Origin of the sequence: Serratia sp. BNK-10 (assembly GCF_047456065.1) — a bacterium.
GTDB lineage: Bacteria > Pseudomonadota > Gammaproteobacteria > Enterobacterales > Enterobacteriaceae > Serratia > Serratia ureilytica.
On the sequence record NZ_CP179894.1, the window covers coordinates 4650292 to 4673630 of the forward strand.

Genomic DNA, 23339 nt, shown 5'->3' on the forward strand with positions numbered 1-23339 from the left:
AGGATCTGGCTCCAACCGTACGGCCGGCGACATGACGTTGCCGCCGCTGCGGGGGATTTAGATGTGCTGTTCTTTTTATTTAAAAACTCTCTACAGGAACCTGAGAAATGAAACTGAATAAATTAATGCTGGCAACCGTGATTGCTTTCGCTTCTGCATCTGTTGCTCACGCCGCATCTAATCAGGGCAGCGGTAAAGTCACCTTTACCGGCGAAATTATCGATGCGCCATGCAGCGTCGCGCCGGAATCCGTTGACCAAACCGTACCAATGGGCCAGATCAGCAGCCGCATCCTGGCTAACCAGGGTAAATCCAGCATGCAACCTTTCAACATCGAACTGAAAGATTGCTCCATCTCCACCATGAAAAACGTCAAGGTGACCTTTACCGGCACGCCTGATCCGGTCAACAACAAACTGCTGGCCCTGAGCGGCACGGCAACCGGCGCCGGCATCGTGATCTACGACAACCTGCACTCCAAGGAAGTGGAACTGGGCACGGCAACCGACGGTCAGGGCCTGAACGACGGCGACAACTCGCTGAAATTCGCCGCTTACCTGCAGGGCAGCAGCGCCTCCGCCGCCGTGGTGCCGGGCGACTTCACCAGCGTGGCCAACTTCACCCTGGCTTACCTGTAATACCCCACAGGGGATGTCTCAGGGCATCCCCCGCTTGATTGCATGCCGACGAGAGCGGCAAGGGAACAGGGCAAGACAGGGAGACGCCAGCATGACTATCCGCCTTTGCGGCCTGTTGCTCATCGCGCTCAGCGTAGGCAGCGCGGCGGCGGCAGTGAAAAATCAGGGCCACGGCAAAGTCAGCCTGGGCGGCACCATCGTTGAAACGCCGTGCGGCATCGCCAGCGACAGCCTGGATCAAACCGTCGATTTCGGTCTGATCGCCATGACCGATGCCTCGCAGGACGGGCAATCGGTGCTGATCGGCAGCCGCCGTCATTTCACGATCAAACTGGTGAACTGCGAACTGGCCAGCCAGGTGAAGCCTGACTTCATCTATCGCGCGGCCAACGTCACCTTCGACGGCACCGCCGACAGCCGGGATCCTTCCCTGCTGGGCGTCTACGGCGAGGCGCAGGGCGTGGCTATCGAGCTGTTGACCGATGCCGGCACCCCGATCCCGCTCGGCAGCACGACGGCGGATTACCAGATCGTCGCCGGCGACAACACGCTGCGTTTTGGCGCGCAGTTGCGCCTGCATCCCGATAAGGCGCGGGCGGGCGGCTTCAGCTCTCTGGCCAAATTCACCCTGTCTTATCTCTAGCGCCGGCGGGCGCTGCACAGCATTACGTATTCAGGTCGCACGGATGACCTGCTATTGGGCGCGGACTTGCCATGAGTGATTATGCTATGACGTCATTACTGACACGGAAACACCTACCTCTTCTCGTCATTCTATCTTTCCTCTGGGTGCGTCCGGCATTTTCCGCCACGGAATTCAATACCGACGTCCTGGATATCGGCGAGCGCAGCAAAGTGGATCTTTCGCGTTTCTCCGATGCCGACTACGTCATGCCCGGCGCTTATTTGCTGGACATCAAGATCAACCAGAAAACGCTGCCCCAGCGCAGCATTCAGTATTTCCCGTCGCCGGATAACAAGAGCGGCAGCCAGGTGTGCCTGCCGCCTGATCTGGTGGAAAAAATGGCGCTGAAAGAAGAAGCGGCCAAAAAAGTCACCCTGTGGCACGACAACCAGTGCGCCGACATTCGCGGCATCAAAGGCGCGACCGTCTCCGATCGCATCGGCGGCGGCGTGCTGGCGATCACCATCCCGCAGGCGTGGATGAAATACTCCGATCCCGACTGGACGCCGCCCGAACAGTGGGACGACGGCATTCCCGGCCTGCTGCTGGACTACAACCTGAGCGGCCAGTTAGGCAAGCAGAATCACAACAACAACACCGCCCAGAACCTGAGCAGCTACGGCACGCTGGGCGCCAACCTGGGCCCCTGGCGCCTGCGCGCGGACTACCAGGCCAATTACAATCAGCAGGCCGGCGATCGCAGCACCGGCTTCGACTGGAACCAGATCTACGCCTACCGCGCGCTGCCGATGCAGGCCGCCAAGCTGACGCTGGGTGAGATTTATCTCGACTCCGGGGTGTTCGACGCCTATCGCTTCACCGGCCTCAATCTGGCCAGCGACGAGCGCATGCTGCCGCCGAACCTGCAGGGCTACGCGCCGGAAGTGCGCGGCATCGCCAAGAGCAACGCCAAGATCACCGTCTCGCAGGAAGGCCGCACGCTGTACGAAACCACCGTGCCCGCCGGGCCGTTCGCCATTCAGGATCTCAACAGCTCGGTGCGCGGCAAGCTGGACGTCAAGGTGGAAGAGCAGGACGGCACCGTCTCGACCTTCCAGGTGGATACCGCCACCATTCCGTACCTGACCCGCCCGGGCTACGTGCGCTACAACGTGGCGCTCGGCAAAACCTCGGCCTACGACCACCGCACCCAGGGCCCGCTGTTTTCCGCCAGCGACTTCTCCTGGGGGCTGAGCAACGCCTGGTCGCTGTATGGCGGGGCGCTGCTCGGCGGCGACTATAACGCCTGGGCGCTCGGCCTCGGCCGCGATCTGAACGTGTTCGGCGCCATGTCGTTGGACGTCACCCAGTCGATCGCCCGTCTGCCCGGCGAGCCGACCGCCAGCGGCATGTCGTTCAAGCTCAACTACGCCAAACGGTTCGATGAGCTGAACAGCCAGATCACCTTCGCCGGCTACCGCTTCTCGCAGCGCAAGTTCATGAACATGTCGCAGTACCTGCAGGAGCGTTACGGCGATTACGAAAAGAATTACAACGGCCGCCAGAAAGAGCTGTACACCATCACCGCCAGCAAAACCTTTATGGCGGAAGACAGCGCCAAGGCGATCACCGCCTACCTGACCTACTCGCACCAGACCTATTGGGATGCGCGAACCCAGGACCGTTACGGGCTGTCGGCCAGCAAGCTGTTCAGCGTCGGCGATATCAGCAACATCACCGCCTCGCTGTCGGCTTACCGCACCTATTACCAGGGCCGCACCGACGACAGCGTGATGCTCAACTTCACCGTGCCGATCGGCGACCGTCGGCGCGTCGGTTATGCGCTGCAAACCAACAACGGCGATGTCACGCAGACCGCGTCGTACAACGACTACAGCGATCCGGACAATACCTGGCAGGTCAGCGGCGGCTTTAATCAGTCCGGCAAATCGCTGGCGCGCGGGTACTACACCCACAACGCCTCGTTTGGCTCGCTGAACGCCAGCGCCTCTTACCAGCAGGACAGCTACTCGTCGATCGGTGGCTCGTTCCGCGGCGGCCTCACTGCGACCCGGCACGGCATCGCGGCGCATCAGAACTCGAGCAACGGCGGCAGCCGCATGATGCTCAACACCGACGGCATCGCCGGCGTGCCGATCAACAACGGCCGCGCCTACAGCAACCGCTTCGGGCTGGCGGTGATTTCCGACATCACCAGCTACTACAACACCGACACCCGCATCGACGTCAACAAGCTGGCGGACGACGTCGAGGCCACTCGCGCCGTGGTGCAAGGCACGCTGACCGAAGGCGCCATCGGTTATCGCCACTTCGAGGTGGTGAAAGGCAGCAAGCTGTTGGCCACCATTCGCCTCGCGGACGGCAGCGAACCGCCGTTCGGCGCCGCGGTGCTGAGCGAGAAAGGCCGCGAGGTCGCGGTGGTCAACGACGGCGGCTCGGTCTACCTGACCGGCGTGCAGCCGGAGGAAAAACTGGACGTCGCCTGGGAAGGCCAACGCCGCTGCCGCATCGTGATCCCGGGCGCCGCCAAGCCGCTGGACCAGCTGCTGCTGCCGTGCGCCACCCTGTAATCCGTAACGCTGAGAAATAATGACATGAACAAACACCCGATAACGCTACTGACCGCCGCCGGCCTGGCCCTGAGCGCCGTACTGCCCACCGCCGACGCGGCGATATCGCTGGATCGCACGCGCGCCGTTTATGTGAGCGACGCCAAATCGATCAGCCTGAATATCGTCAACGAAAACAAAGAGCTGCCCTTCCTGGCGCAATCCTGGCTTGAGAACGAGCAGCACCAGAAAATCACCTCGCCGCTGGTGGTGCTGCCGCCGCTGCAGCGCGTGGAACCAAGCGAGCGCAGCGTGGTGCGCATCACCAAGACGCCGGAGGCGGATCGCCTGCCACAGGATCGCGAGTCGGTGTTCTACTTCAACCTGCGCGAAATTCCGCCGAAAAGCACCAAAACCAACGTGATGCAGCTGGCGCTGCAAACGCAGATCAAACTGTTCTATCGGCCGAAAGCCATCGTCGCGCCCAAGGGCCAGGTGTGGCAGGAAAAGCTGGTGTTCCGTAAAAGCGGCGGCGCCATCACCGTCGACAACCCGACGCCGTTTTACATCACCCTGACCGGCATGACGCGGCAGACGCAAAAACAGGGCGGTGGCGCGATCGGCGGTTTTCAGCCGCTGATGCTGAAGCCGAAATCCAGCGAAAGCCTCAAGCTGCAAGAGACCGGCATGAACAGCTTCGTCATCACCTACATCAACGACTACGGCGGCCATCCGGAGCTGCGCTTCGTCTGCAATGGCGGCGTTTGCACCGCCGTGCCCGACAAAAAATAAGGAGGTCCAGCATGGCTGAATTCACCGATCGACTGCGCCCACTGCTGCTCGGCGCACTGCTGTGCGGCGGCGGCGCGATGGCGGCAACGCCGCTGGGCGTGATCGAAGGCACCACCGGCACCGTCAGCTTTCACGGCGGCCTGCTCAGCTCTCCCTGCAGCCTGACGCCGGACAGCCGGGATCAGTCCGTCGATCTGGGCGACGTCAGCGCACGCGACTTCCGCAACGCCGGCGATCGCAGCGCGCCGGTGCGTTTTCGCCTCTCGTTCCGCAACTGCCTGCTGGGCGCGCGCGCGCTGGCGGATAACCCGGCCGGCCCGCGCAACGGCGACGCCGGCCGCCTCTACCTGCAGGGAGAGCAGGCCGCCACGCTGGTGTTTCTCGGCGAAAGCGACGTCGATAACCCATCGCTGCTGAAGCTGAACGGCGGCGTGCAGGGCATCGGTCTGCGGCTGCAAGACCAACAAGGCCAGGCGCTGGAGCTGAATCAACGCAGCCGCCCTTACATTCTGCAGCCCGGCAGCAACACCCTGTGGTTCAGCGCCAGCGTGGAATCCACCCAGCGGGCGGTGATGGCGGCCGGGTTTGCCGCCGTGGCGCACATTCAGGTGATTTACCTGTGAGGTTCGAGAACGCGATGAAAACTCAACTGACCAAATTCTGCCTGCCGCTGGCGATCGCGCTGGCGGCCCCCGCCGCCTGGGCCAACGGCTACGTCACGCCGGACGGCGGCCCCAAACAGTTCTATATCGATCTGAATCAAAGCAACATCACCAACCAGGTGGGGTTCACCAAACAGTTTCCCTATTCATTAGGCGGTACCTATACCGGCAAGGCCTACTGCGATACGCCGATCCCCCGAAGCCCGCACTTTTACAAGTCGGATTCGGCGCTGCCCCCCTCTGACTACGGCAACGGCTTCTTGCAGTTGAACGACTTCCTGGATTTAAAAGCCGAAGTGTGGATTGCAGGTAATAAGAAGGCCTATGTCACGGTGCCTTTTTACAACGAATCCAACGAGTATCCCAATCACAGTTGCTCACCGCCCTATGTGCAGGTCAACAACTATGAAAGCGGTTCAAAAGGCCGCATCACCTTCCGGGTGCGCAAAAAGATCATCAACGGCGTCGAGATTAACGATCGGCAGATCATCGAGATGTTCGGCCGCCTCGGCTCAACCGACGGCGGTTTCGGCCCCAATCCGATGGCGCAGGTGTTTATCCAGTCCGCGATCCTTTACGTGCCGGATAAATGCGTGGTGAACGAAGGCCAGCTGATCAACGTGGAGTTCGGCGAAATCGGCGGCAGCGATCTCAACGGTTCGAACTACCCGCAAAGCATTCCGGTGCGTTTCCAGTGCGAGGGCGGCAGCTTCGAGGACGGCACGCTGAACATCAAGCTGGCGGTCTCGGGCACGGCCGCTTCCTTCAGCAACGAGGTGTTCAAAACCGACAAGAACGATCTCGGCATCCGGCTAACGCACAACGGCCAGCTGGTCATTCCGAACGAGTTTTACCCGGTGCCGAACATCGGCAACGGCGGCTCCTGGAACCTGGTGGCGGCGCCGTTCGCCAACGGCGGCGCGGAGATCGGCGAAGGGGAATTCAACGCGTCGGCCACCATCGTGGCGGCATTCCAGTAACCGAGGGAGGAACGGAAAATGCGTCTACGCGCTTTAGCGCTGCTCAGCTGCGCGTCCTGGTGGTTTGCCGCCATGCCGGCGGCGGCGAACACCGAGCTTATCGGCGCGCCGGTGCAGTTCCACGGTACCGTGGTGAGCCGGCCGTGCAATATCGAACCGCAGTCCGCCGATCAGCTGGTGGAGATGGGCACGGTGATCGTCAAAACCCTGTATCGCTACGGCCACACCACACCGGTACCGTTCAGCATCAAGCTGACCGACTGCAAGACCACGGTATTCAAATCCGTCAGCGTAACCTTCAGCGGCACCGAAGACGGTGAGCTGCCGGGCAAGCTGGCGATCAACAACGGCGCGAACGGCGCCGCCATCGCCCTGTTCGATCATCAGGGCGCAGACATCGATTTGAATAAGGCCACCAGCGCCGTCGCGCTGCAAAACGGCCCCAACAGCCTGAACTTCACCGCCTACGTGCAAGGGCGGCCCAGCGCAATTCAAAACCAAAGCATTACCGAAGGCGAATTCACGTCCATCGCCAATTTTGTGCTGGCGTACCAATAAGCCCCGCACCGTCCCAGGGAAATCAGGAAAACGACCGGCGCGCGAACGCCGGCGATGGGCCGTCACCGTTTGCTCCGGCGCGGCGCCACGGCTTTTTAAGGAGTCACCCATGCCAGATATTCGCTTCACGCTGTTCGACAGCGATAACTTCTACCAGCAGGGGCTGCGTCTGCTGCTGCAGGACTATCTGCACTCCCTGAACGAATGCCACCGCCGGTACCCGCAGTTCTCGCCGCTGGCGCTGCAGGCGTTGGATAACATCGAAATCGTGTTCCGCACGCCGGAAGAGCGCTGGGGCTGCGCCTGTTGTTATCAAAGCCCTCACGGCGTTCCGCGCCAGCGGCAGCTGACCCTGCTGATCCTCGACGACGCGACCCAGCAACAGGTGAAAAACCTGCCGCCGCTGTTCAGCATCCATCGGCGCGATTCGGCCTACGCCATTCGCCTCAAGCTGCAGATGGCGTTGGAAAAGTTCATCCTGCATCCGTGGGTGGCGCTGCACGCCGCCGGCCAGTGGAAATGCCAGGCTTGCCGCATCGCCGCGCTCAGCCACTGCGAGAAAAAGGTGCTGGGTTTGATGAGCAGCGGCATGTCCGCCTGCAGCATCGCCGGCCTGCTGCAGCGCAGCCAGAAAACCATCAGCGCCCATAAGCGTTCGGCGATGCGCAAGCTCAACGTGCGTAAAAACAGCGAGCTGAATAAGGTGCTGCTGAATCAGCGCGGGCTGAGTTGACCAGCCCGCCCACTCAATAATAATTGATGTTAAAGGTCACGGTCGCGTCGGCGGCGCCCGGCGTGACGGTAGGCTCGGTTTGAATATAACGCGCCTGCAACGGGATGGTGAAAGACGTGGGCGTGGCGGGGGAAAGCGGCACCTTAATTTCCCGCGAGAACTGCACCGGCCGCGGCGATGACGCGCCATAGGCCAACTGGATGCCGACGCCGCTTGCGCTGCCGCTGCCGTCTTTAAGCCCCATAATGCCGTTATCGCCATCGACCACCGCCGTATTGGGCGCTAACGACACCCCTAAACTGTTGGCGGTTGCGCTGACGATGCCGCTGTTGCCGCTATCGGAATAATGGGCTTCGGCCGTACCGTAAAATTTTGGGCAATCCATCAGGCGGATCGAGGCGTCTTTCCATTCGGTTACGCTGCCTTTTCCGGTGAAATCTCGTCCCATATCGTATTTCCCCATGGCGACGAAAACATCGGGCGTGGTGCAACTCTGCGCGACGATATTGATCGAGCCGGTAAAACACAGCCGCATAGCGGTAAACGGCGAGCTTGCCGGCCCAACCTGGGTCACCAAACAGGGCAAATCGGCGCCGGTGATGGTGCCGGGTTGAATATCGCCGGTCTTTATCAGCCGAATGCGGTATTTGAAAAGATTCGACGACCACCCGTACAGGGTATGACTCTCCGTGCTCCGCGACGTGTACGGCAGGGTGAAAGACAAAGCGTGGTTATCGATAAACACGCCAACGCCCGGCACGCCCGTCTGATAAACCTTGCCAAAACCGCCGCTCCACTCCGACAGAGGATGCGGCGGCGGCTCATAACCCATGTCTATCGCGATGAACGGTTGCGCCGTCGAACATTCGACGTACACATTCCTGAAAGTGGGGTTAAAATTTTGCGTATACAGCGTAGCGCCCCGGGCCACTTCTGCCCCCACGGTGATATTGCTGGATACAATGGGCGCAGTGATATTCAGATCGTTTTTAACGTCCGACTTATCGCTGTAATAACAGTCGGCCCACACCGATTGGGCCAGCAACAGCGCCAACAAGGCAATGCCGCGCCAAATACCCTGGCGGTTTTTCTGTGTCATCTCATTCTCTCCCGTGCGCTGAAACGCCGTCGCTGCAGCCGTGCCCGACGGCGTTCCCGAGCAAAAAATAGGTCTCATCGTTCTGCGCCAACGCCGCTGCGACACGGCGCGCTAAAGCGCTGCAATACCGGCCGGCCGCCTTTCTGCTGCGGCATCAGCACGTAATTCAGGGCGCACTGCGCAGCGCGATCCGCCCCCCAGCGAACGCGCAACGCGCCCCTGTCCTGAGCGACGCGCGCATAAACCAGCCCGCCCTGCCCCACGGCGCCAACCACGGCGCCGCCTTCGTCGAGCACTTCGGCGCCGAACGGCGCCGGCGCGCCGGCGGCAGCGGTATCGATCAGAATCGGGGAGCCCTGGCGGGCGTTGTATTTCACTTTCACCACCGCACCGGAATAAGGCGCGACCTTCTGCGTGGTCTCATCCATTTCAAGATCAGGGGCGCTGCCCTTGGGATCCAGACTGATTTCATTCAGCTGATACGGCGTCAAATACGGCACCAGCGCATAGCCTTGCGCATCCACATACACCCCTGGATATGCGGAGACGCTGGCGCCTTCGGCCCCTTTCGCCTCCACCAACGCGAACGTTTCCGAGCCGTAAGAGCTGAACGAGACGCCGCCGGCATGCCCCACGACGGTGCCGCTTAACCCGGCGGAGGCGCTGCGGTAGCCTTTACCGGAACTGTAAGCGCCGCTGAGCAGCGCCGCCTGACTGCGATACTGACCGTTTACCGAGCCGCTGCCGCCATTGCGATTGGCGTTCATTGCGCTCATGCCGTAACTGAACCGACTGTCGGCCCCCAGGTTGCCGGAGAGGGTGGCCTGCTGGCTCGACAACCCGTCGCTGTCATGCGCCAGTCCGAGCCGCAGCTGCGGCGTGCCGGCCTTGTCACGGCGCCCTAACGGCAGACTGAAATTCAGCAGATAGCTGTTTTGCGCCCGGCCATTGCTCGCCTGGCTGCGCGTCATGCTCAACCCGTAGGTGACGGCTTTATAGCTGTTGCTGTACCCCAACTGATACTGCTTGTCGCTGCCCTGCCCGTTCCAGTAATCCTGCACAGAGCCACTGACATACAGCTGTCCCCATCCAGACGCCAACCCCTGCGAAATGGAAAACGTCACCCGATTGCGAGCGCGCGCGATATCGCCCTCTCCGCCGCCTTGCCTCAGCCGGTCGCGCGTTTGCATGGCGGTCATGAAATCCATATAGCCAGAGGTAGAGAATCGGTAAGCGGCCAGCGACAGGCTGCTGCCGATGTCATTCACGGTCTTGCTGTAGCTGAGGCGGTAGCTCTGCCCGCTCTGACGCCATTCGCGGCCCAAACGACTGTCGCTTTGCGTCACATCGAAGCCAAGTGCGCCCAGCGAGGAACCGACGGCCCCGCCCAACTGCACCGCCTGATAATCTCGGGCGGCCTGCAGGCCGCCGTAGGCGGTGAGCGCATTGGATAAACCACGCTGGTAGGTGGCCTGATACAGCCAGGGCTTTTCCCGCAGGCTGTCATTGTCGGCCTTGCCAACGACGACTTCGTACCGATCGGCGCCAGGTCGCAGCAGTTGGGTGACCGCCGCATAAGCCACGGTAAAGACGCTTTGCGCGCCGTCAGCTTCACGCACCGTCACTTCCAGATCGCCGCCGTAACCGGTGGGATACAGATCGTCGATCAGAAATGCCCCCGGCGTTACCGTGGTCTGATAGATGACCTGCCCCCCTTGCCGCACGGTCACCTGCGCGTTGCTTCTGGCGATGCCACGGATTTCCGGCGCATAGCCGCGCTGCGATTCCGGCAACATGCGCTCATCGCTGGCCAGCTGCACGCCGTTAAACGCCAGCGTATCGAACAGTTGGCCGGTGGTGTTCGCCTGGCCGATCACGCCTCTGCCCTTCAGCGGCGGAATATCGCGCTGCAGGAAGGTGTTAATGCTGTCGTATTGCGAAATGCCGTTTTGCGTCCAGCTATAGGCACCGTTATGGCGCAAATACCAGGCGCCGAAGTTGGCCCCGCCGGACAAACCGGCGTAGACGGAGTTATAGTCCGCTCCGCGTGACGTGCTGGAATACCCGTTCAGGTTGTAATTAAGAAACAACGTCGAGACGCCGCTGTCCCACTGCGCGGCGTCAACGCTGCCGCGCGCGGTCTTGCGCATATAAATCTGCGGCACCACGATATCCAGCCGCTGCTCGCCGCTGTCGAAGTTGACCTGCGCATCCGGAATCTGCCGCGGCAGATTAAAACAGGGTTCGCCCTGCGCCAATGGCGCCAGCGCCCCTGCCGGCAGCGCGGCGTCGTTAAAAGCGATGCTATTGACGATAGCCGGCGTCAGGCAGGGATACAGACTCTCATCGGCGCGGCTGCGAAATTCGATCTCTTTATTGCCAAAGGCCTCGTCATTGATAAACAACGCCACCCGATGCGTGCCGGCCAGCCCGGCCGCCCCGCGCGCAAAGCGCGCCAGATCGACGCCGGCGCGATCGCTCAGGTTAAGAAACGACGGGTCGAATTCGACCTTTCCGGCGATGGCCCGCGGCACACGGTCGTCGGCCCACGCCTGAGCGCCACTTAATGCGCCGAGCACGCACAGCGCCGCCGGCGTTAAGCGCGCAGAGGCCGTGCGAAGGCCATGCGCAACGCTAACATATTCGGTCATGAACTTTTTTCCGCAAGGTTCGGCTGCTGCCGATGAGGCATTAAATGGCGATGTGCTTCGCTTACTTCACCAGCGCATCGAATTTATTGACGGCGCCGTAGTCATTGACGAATTCAATGGCGATCTGGGTTCCTGCGGCGGCGCGAATGCCGTTAAACATCAGCGAGGAATACGGCGCGATCATTTGCCCTTCACGTTCCTTACCATTGACGGCCAGGCTCACCAACGAGACGAAATACGGCGTCGGGTTGAACGCCTTCACGCCGCCCGGCGCGGCGGACCACGTCACTTTCTGCGCCGCGTCATTGGCGTCGCCGTTCAAGCCCGCCGGACGGAAAAACAGCTTGATGCGCGAACGGAAAGCCATTTGCAGCAGGCTGGCATCATCTTTGAGCTGTTTTTTGGCCGGGATTTCCAGCACGTTCAACCAGAAAACGCTTTCTTTATCCATCGGCAGCGCCGCCCCGGTATAGCTCAGGCGCAAGGTTTGCCCTTTGCCCGGATCGACGCGATTAATCGGCGGCGTCAAAATAAAAGGCACGCGGATATTTTCCGGCTTCACCGTCATATCACCGTCATCGATCCAGCTTTGAATCAATACCGGCGCTTTACCGACATTGTTCAATTTAACGGTGACATCCTTCGCCTCCGAGGAATAAATAACGCGCGTACCGCTAATCACCACGCTGGCAAATGTCATCGCCGAAAAAAGAGAAGTAACTGCAAGCAAGAAAGCCTGCGATAAAATACGAGCCTGTCTGCTCATAATAATCGCCCCAATAAATAGCTGAGAAACAGGGGGGAAACGCCCCCCTTGAAATACGGGTTATTTGTATTGCAGTGAATATACGACGTTGCTTACCACCGAGCCGGCGGTCGCGGCGCCCATGGCGTAATATTCAACCGTATACGGCAAGGTCGCCATGCCATTGGTGATGGTGTAATAGGTAGCGTTCGCTATCTGGTTTTGACTGCCTGCAACGATCGGATTGAACGCCCCGGAGCCTTCACGCAGCTGCAGCACGACGTTTTTCGCCGTGCCCGTGAGGTTGCGCAGGCGCCCGCTCGAATCCACGCCGGGGCCGGCTTCAAAGAACGCCGTCGTGGTTTTCAAGGCGCCCTGGCAATTATTCAACTTCAGCTCAAACGCCGTACGACCTGCAGTCCAGCTCATCACGCTCAGCTGACTCTCGCTTACAACCGGCAAAGCAACATTACCATCGGCTTCCTGCCCATTGACCCGTACATCACAGGTCATCGCAGATACAGTACCGCTAAAATTGATCGTCCCGGTGCTGGCGGCTTGCACCTGACCAACGCAGCCCAGCAAGGCCAATCCTATTACGGAGGTCTTTTTCATATATACTCCTGATGATTTTAATTATAACGCGTTCTATTTCCGTAGGTGATAGCCAGCGGGAACGAGCTCCTTAAGCAATACGTTATTTCTTGCAACGCACGTTCAATAAGCTCACTCGTAGAACAAAGGCGTAACGATAGGATTATTCAGGGTATAACCCGACCCCCTCACATTCACTATGAAGTCGTGCGGCAAACCGATGGCATCGAGCCTTATCCTCAGCTCTTTCATGGTTTGCCAGAGTTTTTGACTGGACGAAGAATAATGATTTTCATCCCAGACTTTTTTCAGTATTTCATTCTTCGAAAGCTGCCGGCCTTTACCATATTGGATCAGCAAAAAAACCAGCAGCCGCACCATGGCATCATTGAGCGTCACGGCACTAAACAACACCAGTTTTTCCGGCGATAAAGAATTAATGCGCACCAGCCGCTTATTAGCGATATCGAGTTGTATATCGTTATCGATGATAAAACCAAAAAGATTGCGTTCCATCATGTCAATTCCCTGGATAAAATAAAAAACAAATAACTCAGAATCATAATATCGCTATGACATTATAATTTCAGAACACTCTGAGACAATCCCTGCTAACTCATCAGCCATAATGACCATAAACGTCTTAAAACAGATTTAATATCCATTAAAAGCCGGCCTCGCCTTATTTTTGACCAAGGCAAGAAAGTTATCAGAAAAAAATATCAACTCCGTCATTCCTTTTGCGGTGAGTCTTTCACTCTGCATTTTCGGATAAACTAGCTGAAAACTTCAAAAACACAAAAAAGCGTTACTTTTTTTAGACTCAACCTCTCATCAGCATTCCGCATTACAACGCTGAGAACCTGTCCTCTGCGCACCAACAGCGCCTCTCGCCTCGTTTGAATGACCTGGAGCAATGATACAGAAAAAAACATTCTTGCAGATGTATATGTTGCTTTTTTAATATTATTTAAAATAAAATAACATCAAATGACCAAAAATAGATTTTAATAAACAAAAAATAGATTTAATTAATAGTTTGCAGCATATCTGACTTATAATGTCGATAAATTTTAATATTTTAAATAGCATTAAATTTCATCCAAAACGCCAATTAACAAACATAAACACCAAAAAATTAACATTTACACCATTAATGAACCGCATTTAGGCTCTTACAGTGCAAAGGCCCCCCCTATGTTCACCAATCACCGTCACGCGCTCTATCCGGGGACAATCTCGCAAACTTATTCATTTGCCGCGCCCCTCCTCACATCGTTTATTATCGTGCGCTTTATTCAGCGCCGCTCCTGTTCACTCAGGTAAACCATATTCAACGCCGCTCGCAATATAAATGCTCTACGTCCGCGATGAAAACAGTCGCCACGCTGACAGGCACAAGCAATCAACAACATGCCCCCTCTATATTGATCGTCAGACGTCACTAATTATGGCGAGGCAGACACAACCTCCATACCGCGACACCGCGACACCGCGACACCGCGACACCGCGAATTCGGCAACGCATGCATGGCGAGATAAAGTGGTTTACTCTGCCTAAGCAATTTCTTTTTTTAATATGGACCGGAATGCATGCCCAGAACAGCCCAAGTCGTTGACGTCCCCGCCCTCGGCGAGATTGACCGCCAGGCGGGGCAGCTAAGCCACCAACTGGCGCAGGCACTGCGCCGGGCCATCCACAAAGGCGATCTGAAAGCGGGCGATCTGCTGCCTTCGACGCGCCGGCTGTCGGCGGCGCTGAATCTGGCGCGCGGCACGGTATTGGAGGCGTTTGCTCAACTGACGGCGGAAGGCTTTCTTGAACCGCAGCCCGGCTCCGGCACCCGGGTCGCCCACTATCAGGCGCCGCGCCGCACGCCACACGCCACGGTGCAAACCACTCCGGCCACAGCCGTGCCGCTTTCTTCACAGGCGCAGCATCTGGCGCGCTTTGCCGCCCAGGCGCGGGCGCTGCCGTCGGTGCCGTTCACCGTGTCGGTCCCGATCGGCGATACCGCGCCCGACGATATCTGGCGGCGGCTCGGCAACCGCATCCGGGCGCGCGGCCCCGGCGCCCCGTCCGGTTATGGCGATCCGATGGGCGCCCTGCCGCTGCGCGAAGCCATCTGCGATTATGTGCGCCGTTCCCGCTCGGTAAACTGCACGCCGCAGCAAATCCTCATCACCGCCGGCACCCAGCAGGGACTGTATCTGGCCGCGCAGATCCTGTTGGACGCCGGCGACAGCGCCTGGGTCGAGGACCCCGCCTACGCCGGCATCACCGCCCTTTTTAACAGCCTGTTTCGCGATCGGCACATGATCAGGGTGCCCGTCGCCGACGACGGCATCGACGTCGCCGCCGGCGTGCGCCTGGCCGCCGACGCCCGAGCCGCTTTTGTCACGCCGTCGCATCAATATCCGCTGGGCATGCCGATGAGCATGGCGAAAAGAAGCGCCCTGCTGGCCTGGGCCAGAGAACGGCAGGCCTGGATCGTGGAAGACGATTACGACAGCGAGATGCGCTACGCCGGCCACCCGTTCCCTTCGCTGCAAGGGTTGGCGCCCGAGCGGACGCTCTATCTCGGCACCTTCAGCAAGGTGCTGTTCCCTTCGCTGCGGTTGGGTTACGCCATCGTGCCGCCGCCGCTGGTCGACGCCTTTTGCGGCGCCCGGATCCTGATGGATCGTCATCCGCCCAGCTCGGATCAACACGTACTGGCCGCCTTTATCGCCGAAGGGTATCTCGACCGGCATATCCGCAAAATGCGCGGCGTCTACGCCGAGAAACGCCGGGTGCTGATCGAGGCGATCAATGCGCGCATCCCGGCCGAATTGGGGAGGGTGCAGCCCTGCGATCAGGGCATGCACATGGTGCTGTGGCTGAGGAAAGATCTCGACGACGTGCAGGTCGCCCAGCAGGCCAACGAAGCCGGATTGGCGCTGCGGGCGGTATCGCCGATGTATGCGCCCGGCCACGGTGAGCCGGGTCTGGTGCTGGGGTTGGGCGGTTACGATGACCGCCAGGTGCAGCAGGCGGTGGAACGGCTCGGCGAGGTGATCCGCGCCTGCGCCCGCAACGGGGCCTAGCGAGAAAAGCGCTTGGCGCCGAACACGCAAGCCACCACGCCGGCCATCACGGCGATCATCATCGGCTGGACGGTTTCCTGCAGCAGCCAGCCCGCCAGCGCCAGGCCGAAGAACGGCTGCAGCAGCTGCAATTGTCCGACGGCGGCGATGCCGCCCTGCGCCAGGCCGCGATACCAGAAGATAAAGCCGATCCACATGCTGAACACCGAGACGTAAGCCAGCGACAGCCAGGCGGCGCCGCTGACGACGGGCCAAGCGGCCGGCGCCGCCCACCATGCGGCCGCCAGCGTCAACGGCAACGCCGCCACCAGCGCCCAGGAGATCACCTGCCAGCCGCCGATCCGGCGCGACAGCACCGCGCCTTCGGCATAACCCAAACCGCACAGCAGCACCGCGCCGACCATCAGCGCATCTCCCTGCCAGGCGCCGCCGCTCCCCTGGCTCAGCGCGAACGCCCCCACCAGTGCGGCACCGATGCCCGAAAAAGCCCAAAAAGCGGGCTTGGGGCGCTCACCGCCGCGCAAGACGCCAAAACCGGCGGTCGCCAGCGGCAGCAGGCCGATATACACCAGCGAATGCGCCGAGGTGGTGTGCTGCAGCGCCAGCGCCGTCAGCAGCGGAAAACCGATGACCACGCCGAGCGCTACAAACAGCAACGGCGGCAAATCGGCCCGCGTCGGCCGCGCCTGGCGAGTGATCCGCAGCGCGCACAGGGCCAGCAAAGCGGCGATCGCCGCCCTGATCGCCGTCAGAAACAGCGGATCGAGCTCCAGCACCGCCACCCGGGTGGCGGGCAACGAGCCGCTGAAGATAATCATGCCGAGGAAACCGTTCATCCAGCCCTGAGCCGAATGCCCGACGGCGGAATGAGCAGGGGTAACAACAAGCGTTTTTTCAGACTGACTGTCCATCATGCGAATGCTCCGCACGCCTGAGGCATACCGAAATCGGCAACCCGCGAGGCGAGGTCATAGTGAAAGAGAACATCGTTCCCCCGGCGTCGCTTGCCGGGGCTGCGTTCTATTTTTCAGATAAAGCGGTTCACAGACAGGTCCAGATAGCGAGATTTTCACTGTGCCGGTTGCCAAAGTGCGCCGCTAACGCCAAAGAAGGGCGTTTTTCGGGCTGTCCTTGGCCGTTTGGCGGCATCGCCGGCGGGGTACCATGGACTTTTATGCGTTTTTGCAGAACAGGACAAGGTGCGGCGCCGTGGTGAAACCCTTCTTACGCAGTGGCAGTTTGGATGATGTGCTGGCTTTAGGCGAAAACGGACAACCGATCTACGCCTGCGCGCAGCAGCTGCGGGAAACCCTGCGTCTTCGCCGACAGCAGCAGGCCGCCGACTGTCTGGCGATCCCCCAGCCGAACGAAAGCGGCACGCGCATCGACTGGTATGCGCCCTTTCCGGGCAAGGTGACCTCCTGGCTGGCGGCAAGCGATGCCCAGCGCGCGCAGGCGGTGCGCCACCTGGAACACTGTCTGGCGACCTTTCGCAGCCTGACCGAACAGACCCGGGCGACCGATCACCCCAGCCACCGCCTGTTCGGCGCGCTGCTGGCCAAAGCGATGCACATTCCCGATCCCAACCACGTCTACCTGGTGGACGATCGGCCGGTGCTGACCTTTTGGGGCTTTATCAAACCGCAGGCGCAGAGCCCGGACGATCCGTTAGCCTGCCTGCGCCCGCTCGAATCGGAAGTGGAAAAACCGGCGCCGATCGCCGCCGCGCCGCGCAAACCGGCCGTTGTCGAACCGGTAAAACCGGCCCCGGCCGCCGAGCCTGAACCGGTGCCCGCCCCGACGGCGCCCGCCGAATCCCGCGCCGTTGTTCGCCCGCGCCGACGTCACGCGCTGTGGCTGTTGCCGGTACTGCTGCTAGGCAGCGCGGCGCTGGCCGCCTGGCTGCACCGCTCACCGCCGCCGCAACCGGCGATGCCGGCTGAGGTGCGCCATCCGGCACCGGCGGAAAAAACCGCCGCGCCGTTGCCTGAGCTGCGCTTGCCGCTGGCGCACGCCACGCTGATGCCGCCGCTCCCGGCGCCGGTCATCCCGCAGCCGGCGGACAAAAATGCGCTGGTGCTGCCGCCCGAGGCGGTGAAGGCCGGCTCCACCCGGTTCCTTAACGGCAAATGGCGCGCCACGGTGGCGCTGAAAGATCCGATCACCGGCAAGCGCCCCAGCCTGCAATACCGCCTAAACGCGGGCAAAGGCAGCGCCGTCATCGCCTACGGCGACGGCGTCACCTGCCGGGTGGCGGTCGAGGCCGGGCTGATGCAGTCCGGCAATCTGGTGATCAACAGCCGCACCAAAGCGCGCTGCAGCGACGGCAGCCGCTACCAGATCCCGGAAATCGTCTGCCGCCAGGGCGAGACCGGGGCCGCGGAATGCACCGGCCGCTACGATGCGGACACCACCTATCCCATGACGTTCAAGCGCGAGAGTAAATGATGCTGGCACCCCTTACGGACCACAAACACGGCATTACGCTGATTCAGGACAGCGGCATTCAGTTTATGGACTTTGCCCTGACCCCGCGGCTGGACGCCGAGTTTCCCGGCAAATTCGTGCGCAAGACCGCCAGCGGCCCGCTGCTGCGCCTGCAATGGGAGGCCGAGAGCGGCAAATATCAGCTGCCGGCCGAGGGCGGGCAAGCCGCCGAAGTGGTGCGGCCGGAGTTCAGCTACCCGCTGCAGCAGTCGCTGCGCCTGCTGGATAAGCTCTGGCTGCCGTTGCCGTTCTTGCGCTATACCGCCTCGGGGATATTTTTGTCAGGCCCGGATAACTGGGCTCGCCTGCAGGTGGTGCAACTGGATGAACCGGATCAGGACGGCAACCTGCTGCGGGTGGTGCTGGCCTTCGATACCCGCGCCGCCGTGCCCGGCCAGGAAGCGCTGGCGCCGGGCGAGAGCGATCTCGGCGCCGATCTGAGCTTCGCGCTGGCGCACCGCAACCACGAGCTGGGCGAGTTCCTCGATCTGACCTGGGTGGACGGCTGGCTGCGCGAGGCGTTCAGCCAGCGCGCCGCCGAGCGGGAACAGCGCGCCGAGGCGGAGATCAACGCCGGGCTGAAAACCTTCGAGTATCAGGCGCACTACCTCAACCTGTTGCACATGCTCGGCCATCAGCTGACGGTGCCGCAGATAAAAATGGCGGCGGCGACGCTGCAACAGCCGGCGATCGACGTCGATCTGGTGCTGGACGTCGGCAATTCTCACACCTGCGGCGTGCTGGTCGAAGACCATCCGGAAGAGAGCAACGGCCTGAAGCAAACCTATGAGCTGCAGCTGCGTTCGCTGTCCGAACCGCACTGCGTCTACAACGAACTGTTCGAGAGCCGGGTGGAGTTTTCTCGGGCCGCGTTCGGCAAGCCGCATCTGTCCTTCCAGAGCGGACGCGACGACGCCTTCCAATGGCCGTCCATCACCCGCGTCGGCCGTGAAGCCGCGCAATTGGCGCAGCGACGCGAAGGGCATGAAGGCACCACCGGCATCTCCAGCCCGCGCCGCTATCTGTGGGACGAAGAGCGCTATGCGCCCGGCTGGCGCTTCAACGAGCGGCACGAGCCGATGGCCGCCGCCGCGCCGTTGACCACCTTGATCAACGACGAGGGCGTGCCGCTGTCCGCCTTGCCGACGGCCGAACGGCTGCCGGTGTTCGCCGCCCATTACAGCCGCAGCGCGGTGATGAGCCTGATGCTGAGCGAGCTGTTGGCGCAGGCGCTGATGCAGATCAACAGCATCGCCCAGCGCAGCCGCATGCCGAACGCCGCCGCCCCGCGCCGTTTACGCGCCATCATCCTGACGCTGCCGTCGGCGATGCCGAAGCCGGAGCGGGAGATCTTCCGCCGCCGCATGCAGGAAGCGATCGGGCTGGTGTGGAAAGCCCTCGGCTGGCACCCGCAGGATGCGCCGTTCGACGGCGCGCACACTCGCTTCCCAGCGCCGCAGGTGCAGATCGAGTGGGACGAAGCCACCTGTGGCCAGATGGTCTATCTGTACAACGAAACCCAGGTGAACTTCGCCGGCCGCACCGACGCCTTCTTCGCCGCCATGGCTCGGCCCGATCGGCCGCTGGCGCCGGGTGAACAGCCCGGCAAGACGCTGCGCATCGCCTCCATCGACATCGGCGGCGGCACCACCGATCTGGCGATCACGCACTACTCGCTCGATGACGGCGTAGGCAACAACATCAAAATCAACCCGCGCCTGCTGTTCCGCGAGGGCTTTAAGGTCGCCGGCGACGATATCTTGCTGGACATCATCCAGCAGTTTGTCTTGCCCGCCGTGCAACAGGCGTTCGAGGCCGCCGGCGTGAGCGCCGCTGCGGCGCTGATGGACAAACTGTTCGGCAACGAAGGGCGCATGGACGGGCTTTCCACCCTGCGTCAACAGGCCGCGCTGCAGATCTTCATGCCCGCCGGACGCGCGCTGCTCGCCGCCTATGAGCAGTACGATCCGCTGGACAGCCGCGCGGAAATCGCCGCCGGCCTCGGCGATCTGCTGCCGCAGCGGCCGACGCCGCAGGTGCTGGCGTTTATCAACGGCGAAGTGCAGCGCGAAGCCGACAGCGACGCCTTCGATATCCTGCACACCCCGCTGGTGATCCGTCTGGCCGACCTGCACGCCGCTTTCTTGTCCGATCGCATCGGCATCGGCCGCTGTCTGCGCCTGCTGGCCGAAGTGGTGGCGCTGTACACCTGCGACGTGTTGCTGCTGACCGGCCGCCCGGCGCGCTTCCCCGGCGTGCAGGCGCTGCTGCGCCACCTGCAGCCGCTGCCCGCCAGCCGCATTCTGCCGCTCGAGGGCTACCACACCCGCAGCTGGTACCCGTTCAACAAACGCGGCCGCATCGACAACCCGAAATCCACCGCCGCCGTGGGCGCCATGCTGTGCCTGCTGGCGATCGATCTGCGGCTGGAGAGCTTTTACTTCAACGTCGGCGATTTCCAGCCCTACTCCACCATTCGCTATCTGGGCATGCTGGACGGCAACAACATGCTGGCGGACGATAACGTCTATTACCGCGACATCGATCTGGATCGCGCCGATTTCGCGCTCGATCCCGCCGGCAGCTTCCAGCTGCGCGGCCCGCTGCGTCTGGGCTTCCGCCAGCTGGACAACGAACGCTGGCCGGCCTCGCCGCTCTATACGCTGACCATCAATGACGCCCAGTTGGCGCGCAAGCTGGCCGGCGACGCGGTGATCGGCCTGCGGCTGGCCATCACCGCCAGCGCCGAGCAGGGCGCCGAGAGCGTCAAGATCGCCCAGGCGCTGCTGGCCGACGGCAGCCCCGTCCCGGCGCACCACCTGCAACTGAAACTCAATACCCTGGCTGCCAGCGCCTCCGGTGCGACCCACTACTGGATAGACAGCGGGAGCATTTACCCACGATGAACACGCAAACCCTCGCCCCAGCGGCTCCGAATAACGCGCTCAGCGCCGGCATTTTGCAGGCGATCGACTGGGTGAACGCCGCACGCCGTCACTCCGCCCGCCTGGAGCGGGAAGCCGATCGGCTGATACAGCGTTTGCGGCGTTGCCATAACCGCGCCGCACTGTTGGAAAACACACGGCCTGCGCAGGTCGCCATCGGTTTATATGGCCACAACGCCGCCGCCAAAGCCCATCTGTTGGCGGCGCTGGCGCCCGGCGCGAAACGCTTCGACGCGGACCTTTCGCTCGCGGTGCGCTACTGCACGGCGGCCGAGGCGGGGCCCGCCGATTATCCGATCGCCCTCGCCTTGCTCGATGAAGCGCAGTGGTTGGCCATGACGATTGACGCCGCCGCGATGAGCGGCTTCCGCACGGACTGGGACGCCCGCGCCATCGCCGACCACCTGCAAGCGCTGACGCGCCACCGACAGGCGATCGCCATCGATGGCCTCGACGGCAATGCCGTACTGGCGCTGTGGGACAGCCTGCGCCGCCACGGCGACAAAGAGCAATCCACGCTCGACAGGCACTTCTGGCCGCAGGCGGTGACGCTGGCGCCGCAGTTGAGCATCGATGACCGCGCGCGCCTGTTTGCGCCGCTGTGGGGAGAGGAAGCGACGCTGACGGCGCGTTACCGCCAGCTGGCGCACGCGTTGCAGGCGCTCGACGGCAGCAGACGGGTTCATGCCCCGCGCCGTGCGTTGGCGCTGCTGACCGCAAGCGCCGCACCGGAAAACGCCACGATCGCCGTCATGACCAAAAACGGCGATCAACGGGAGATCGCACTGAGCGATCTGGCCTGGCTGACCGCAGAAGTGACCACCCTGCTGCCGCAGACGGCGCAGACAGGCTTGCCCGCCGACGTGGCGCTGATCGACCTGCCCGGCAGCCGCATCTGTCCGCAGGCGGAGCCGGCGCAGCGTCTGCAGCAGGCGAAGCGCGCCCATTTACTGGCCCGTTGCGCCGACGGCCTGCACGCCAGCCTGCTGCTGGTGACCGATGCCGCCGCCACGCCGCAGGACACCGCGCGCGTCGGCCAGGCGCTCGCCGATTGGGTCAACCACACCCAGGGGGAAACCCCGGCGCTGCGCCAGCGCCGCAAGCCCGGTTTAATCTGGGCGATCACGCCGTTCGACCTGCGTCAGGAAGGCAAAGCGCGGCCCGACGATGCCGTCCAGCGTCAGGTCGGCGAGCCCGGCGACAGCTGGGCCACGCTGCTGGCGCTGGATGAACAGGACTGCCGCCGGATGGTGAACTACCTGGCTGCACAGGCGCGCCCGGCCCACAAACAAGCGCGCTTGCTCGAACAGCGTGAAGAGTTGCAGCGCGAACTGACGGAAAGCCTGCTCGGCAACTGGCTCTCCGTCGCCGATCCGCACGCGGCGCAGCAACGCGCCCAGCAGCTGTTGCGCGCGTTGCAGGCGCAGGCCGGCCGCCACGGCGAACTGCTGGAACGGTTGCTGCCCCAGCGCGATACGCTGCGCCAGCTTTATCAGCAACAGCAGCATACGACGCCGTCCCAGACGACGCCGCCTTCGCCGTTTGGGCTGGATATCGATCTGTTCGGTGCGCAAGACCCTGCGGCGCCCGGCGAGCAGCCCGCATCGCCTTTCGCCGCGCGGATCTTCGCCGACTGGGTCAACCATCTGCGCGCGCTGCCTGACAGCCGCCGATTGCTGGATCTGCTCGGCGTCGACAGGCCGCACCTCGAACTGCTGGTCGATGCGCTGATCGGCGCCGCCTGCCGCCTGCGGCTCGACGACGAACTGGAGCGCGCGCTGTGCGCCGGGAGCTTGCCGGAACAGGGTGAAGATCGGCAGATCAGCCAGGCGCTGGCGCTACTGGGCGACTTCGTCGCCTGGCTCGGCTTCCAGCGGCGCGACGCGGCCACGCGCCCCGAGAGCCGCGTCAATCCCGGCCAGCCGATCTTTACCCCGCCGCCGCAGCCGGCGGTGGACTGGAGTGGCCAGCAGCGGCTAACCCGGCTGGCGCCGACGCCGACCAAAAATACCGCGTTTTATATCTATGACTGGCTGATCGGCCTGCAAACCCTGCTGGCGGAGAATGCCGCGCAGGCGCAGCCCGCGCTGGCAGACGAGCAGCGCGCCGACCTGGCGGCGATCGTCGCGGCCCTGCGCGCTGCGCCGTAGCGGGCGCCATCCGGGCCGGACGC

At 62.0% G+C, this 23339-nt stretch carries 18 protein-coding genes; 12 read left to right on the forward strand and 6 right to left on the reverse strand.

The window, feature by feature from the left end; translation table 11 throughout:
• Positions 1-107: 107 nt before the first annotated feature.
• From ACMGG9_RS22395 to ACMGG9_RS22430, 8 genes are all read left to right on the forward strand, one after another.
• Positions 108-638 carry a fimbrial protein gene (locus tag ACMGG9_RS22395; protein ID WP_019455211.1) on the forward strand — a complete coding sequence of 177 codons (531 nt, stop codon included), beginning with the start codon at positions 108-110 and terminating at the stop codon, positions 636-638.
• A 91-nt stretch (positions 639-729) separates the two neighbouring features.
• The gene (locus tag ACMGG9_RS22400) at positions 730-1281 is read left to right on the forward strand and encodes a fimbrial protein (protein ID WP_033651771.1); all 552 of its coding nucleotides are present in this window, start codon (positions 730-732) and stop codon (positions 1279-1281) included.
• An 86-nt stretch (positions 1282-1367) separates the two neighbouring features.
• Positions 1368-3854 carry a fimbria/pilus outer membrane usher protein gene (locus ACMGG9_RS22405; RefSeq protein ID WP_414161730.1) on the forward strand — a complete coding sequence of 829 codons (2487 nt, stop codon included), beginning with the start codon at positions 1368-1370 and terminating at the stop codon, positions 3852-3854.
• A gap of 24 nt (positions 3855-3878) precedes the next feature.
• Positions 3879-4625: a molecular chaperone gene (locus ACMGG9_RS22410; RefSeq protein WP_342175351.1), complete on the forward strand. Its 747-nt coding sequence runs from the start codon at positions 3879-3881 to the stop codon at positions 4623-4625.
• A gap of 11 nt (positions 4626-4636) precedes the next feature.
• On the forward strand, positions 4637-5248 hold the full coding sequence (locus ACMGG9_RS22415; protein ID WP_033645333.1) for a fimbrial protein: 612 nt from the start codon (positions 4637-4639) through the stop codon (positions 5246-5248).
• Positions 5249-5262: 14 nt separating this feature from the next.
• Positions 5263-6267 (forward strand): fimbrial protein, encoded by a 1005-nt coding sequence (locus tag ACMGG9_RS22420; RefSeq protein WP_117187552.1) that lies wholly within the window; start codon positions 5263-5265, stop codon positions 6265-6267.
• Between the two features lie 18 nt (positions 6268-6285).
• Positions 6286-6825: a fimbrial protein gene (locus tag ACMGG9_RS22425; protein WP_046687944.1), complete on the forward strand. Its 540-nt coding sequence runs from the start codon at positions 6286-6288 to the stop codon at positions 6823-6825.
• 109 nt (positions 6826-6934) lie between these two features.
• A complete protein-coding gene (locus tag ACMGG9_RS22430; protein ID WP_033645336.1) occupies positions 6935-7558 on the forward strand; it encodes a LuxR C-terminal-related transcriptional regulator in 624 nt (207 codons plus the stop codon).
• Between the two features lie 13 nt (positions 7559-7571).
• Here the strand turns inward: ACMGG9_RS22430 and ACMGG9_RS22435 are convergent, their stop codons facing one another.
• The 5 genes from ACMGG9_RS22435 to ACMGG9_RS22455 form a co-directional block, all read right to left on the reverse strand.
• Entirely contained in the window at positions 7572-8657 is a 1086-nt protein-coding gene (locus ACMGG9_RS22435) for a fimbrial protein (protein WP_050440144.1), read from the reverse strand.
• 74 nt (positions 8658-8731) lie between these two features.
• The gene (locus ACMGG9_RS22440) at positions 8732-11308 is read right to left on the reverse strand and encodes a fimbria/pilus outer membrane usher protein (RefSeq protein ID WP_414161731.1); all 2577 of its coding nucleotides are present in this window, start codon (positions 11306-11308) and stop codon (positions 8732-8734) included.
• 61 nt (positions 11309-11369) lie between these two features.
• Positions 11370-12074, reverse strand: a complete 705-nt coding sequence (locus ACMGG9_RS22445) for a fimbria/pilus periplasmic chaperone (RefSeq protein ID WP_213588123.1) — start codon at positions 12072-12074, stop codon at positions 11370-11372.
• A 60-nt stretch (positions 12075-12134) separates the two neighbouring features.
• The gene (locus ACMGG9_RS22450) at positions 12135-12668 is read right to left on the reverse strand and encodes a fimbrial protein (RefSeq protein WP_033651775.1); all 534 of its coding nucleotides are present in this window, start codon (positions 12666-12668) and stop codon (positions 12135-12137) included.
• Positions 12669-12779: 111 nt separating this feature from the next.
• Positions 12780-13166, reverse strand: coding sequence for a winged helix-turn-helix domain-containing protein (locus ACMGG9_RS22455; protein WP_050440145.1), 387 nt, complete (start codon positions 13164-13166; stop codon positions 12780-12782).
• Positions 13167-14240: 1074 nt separating this feature from the next.
• Between ACMGG9_RS22455 and ACMGG9_RS22460 the strand changes: the two genes are divergently transcribed.
• Positions 14241-15734 carry a PLP-dependent aminotransferase family protein gene (locus ACMGG9_RS22460; protein WP_414161732.1) on the forward strand — a complete coding sequence of 498 codons (1494 nt, stop codon included), beginning with the start codon at positions 14241-14243 and terminating at the stop codon, positions 15732-15734.
• Here ACMGG9_RS22460 and ACMGG9_RS22465 read toward each other — a convergent pair.
• Positions 15731-16645, reverse strand: coding sequence for a DMT family transporter (locus ACMGG9_RS22465; protein WP_414162282.1), 915 nt, complete (start codon positions 16643-16645; stop codon positions 15731-15733). The two genes, ACMGG9_RS22460 and ACMGG9_RS22465, sit on opposite strands and share 4 nt — an antisense overlap.
• 298 nt (positions 16646-16943) lie before the next feature.
• Here ACMGG9_RS22465 and ACMGG9_RS22470 point away from each other — a divergent pair, with 298 nt between their 5' ends.
• The 3 genes from ACMGG9_RS22470 to ACMGG9_RS22480 are packed head-to-tail and all read left to right on the forward strand — an operon-like array spanning position 16944 to position 23316.
• Positions 16944-18182 (forward strand): SrfA family protein, encoded by a 1239-nt coding sequence (locus tag ACMGG9_RS22470; protein ID WP_414161733.1) that lies wholly within the window; start codon positions 16944-16946, stop codon positions 18180-18182.
• Positions 18182-21127, forward strand: coding sequence for a virulence factor SrfB (locus ACMGG9_RS22475; protein WP_187174040.1), 2946 nt, complete (start codon positions 18182-18184; stop codon positions 21125-21127). Before ACMGG9_RS22470 ends, ACMGG9_RS22475 begins: the two co-directional genes overlap by 1 nt.
• Complete coding sequence (locus tag ACMGG9_RS22480; protein ID WP_414161734.1) at positions 21124-23316, forward strand: virulence factor SrfC family protein; 2193 nt, start codon at positions 21124-21126, stop codon at positions 23314-23316. Before ACMGG9_RS22475 ends, ACMGG9_RS22480 begins: the two co-directional genes overlap by 4 nt.
• Positions 23317-23339: the final 23 nt, after the last annotated feature.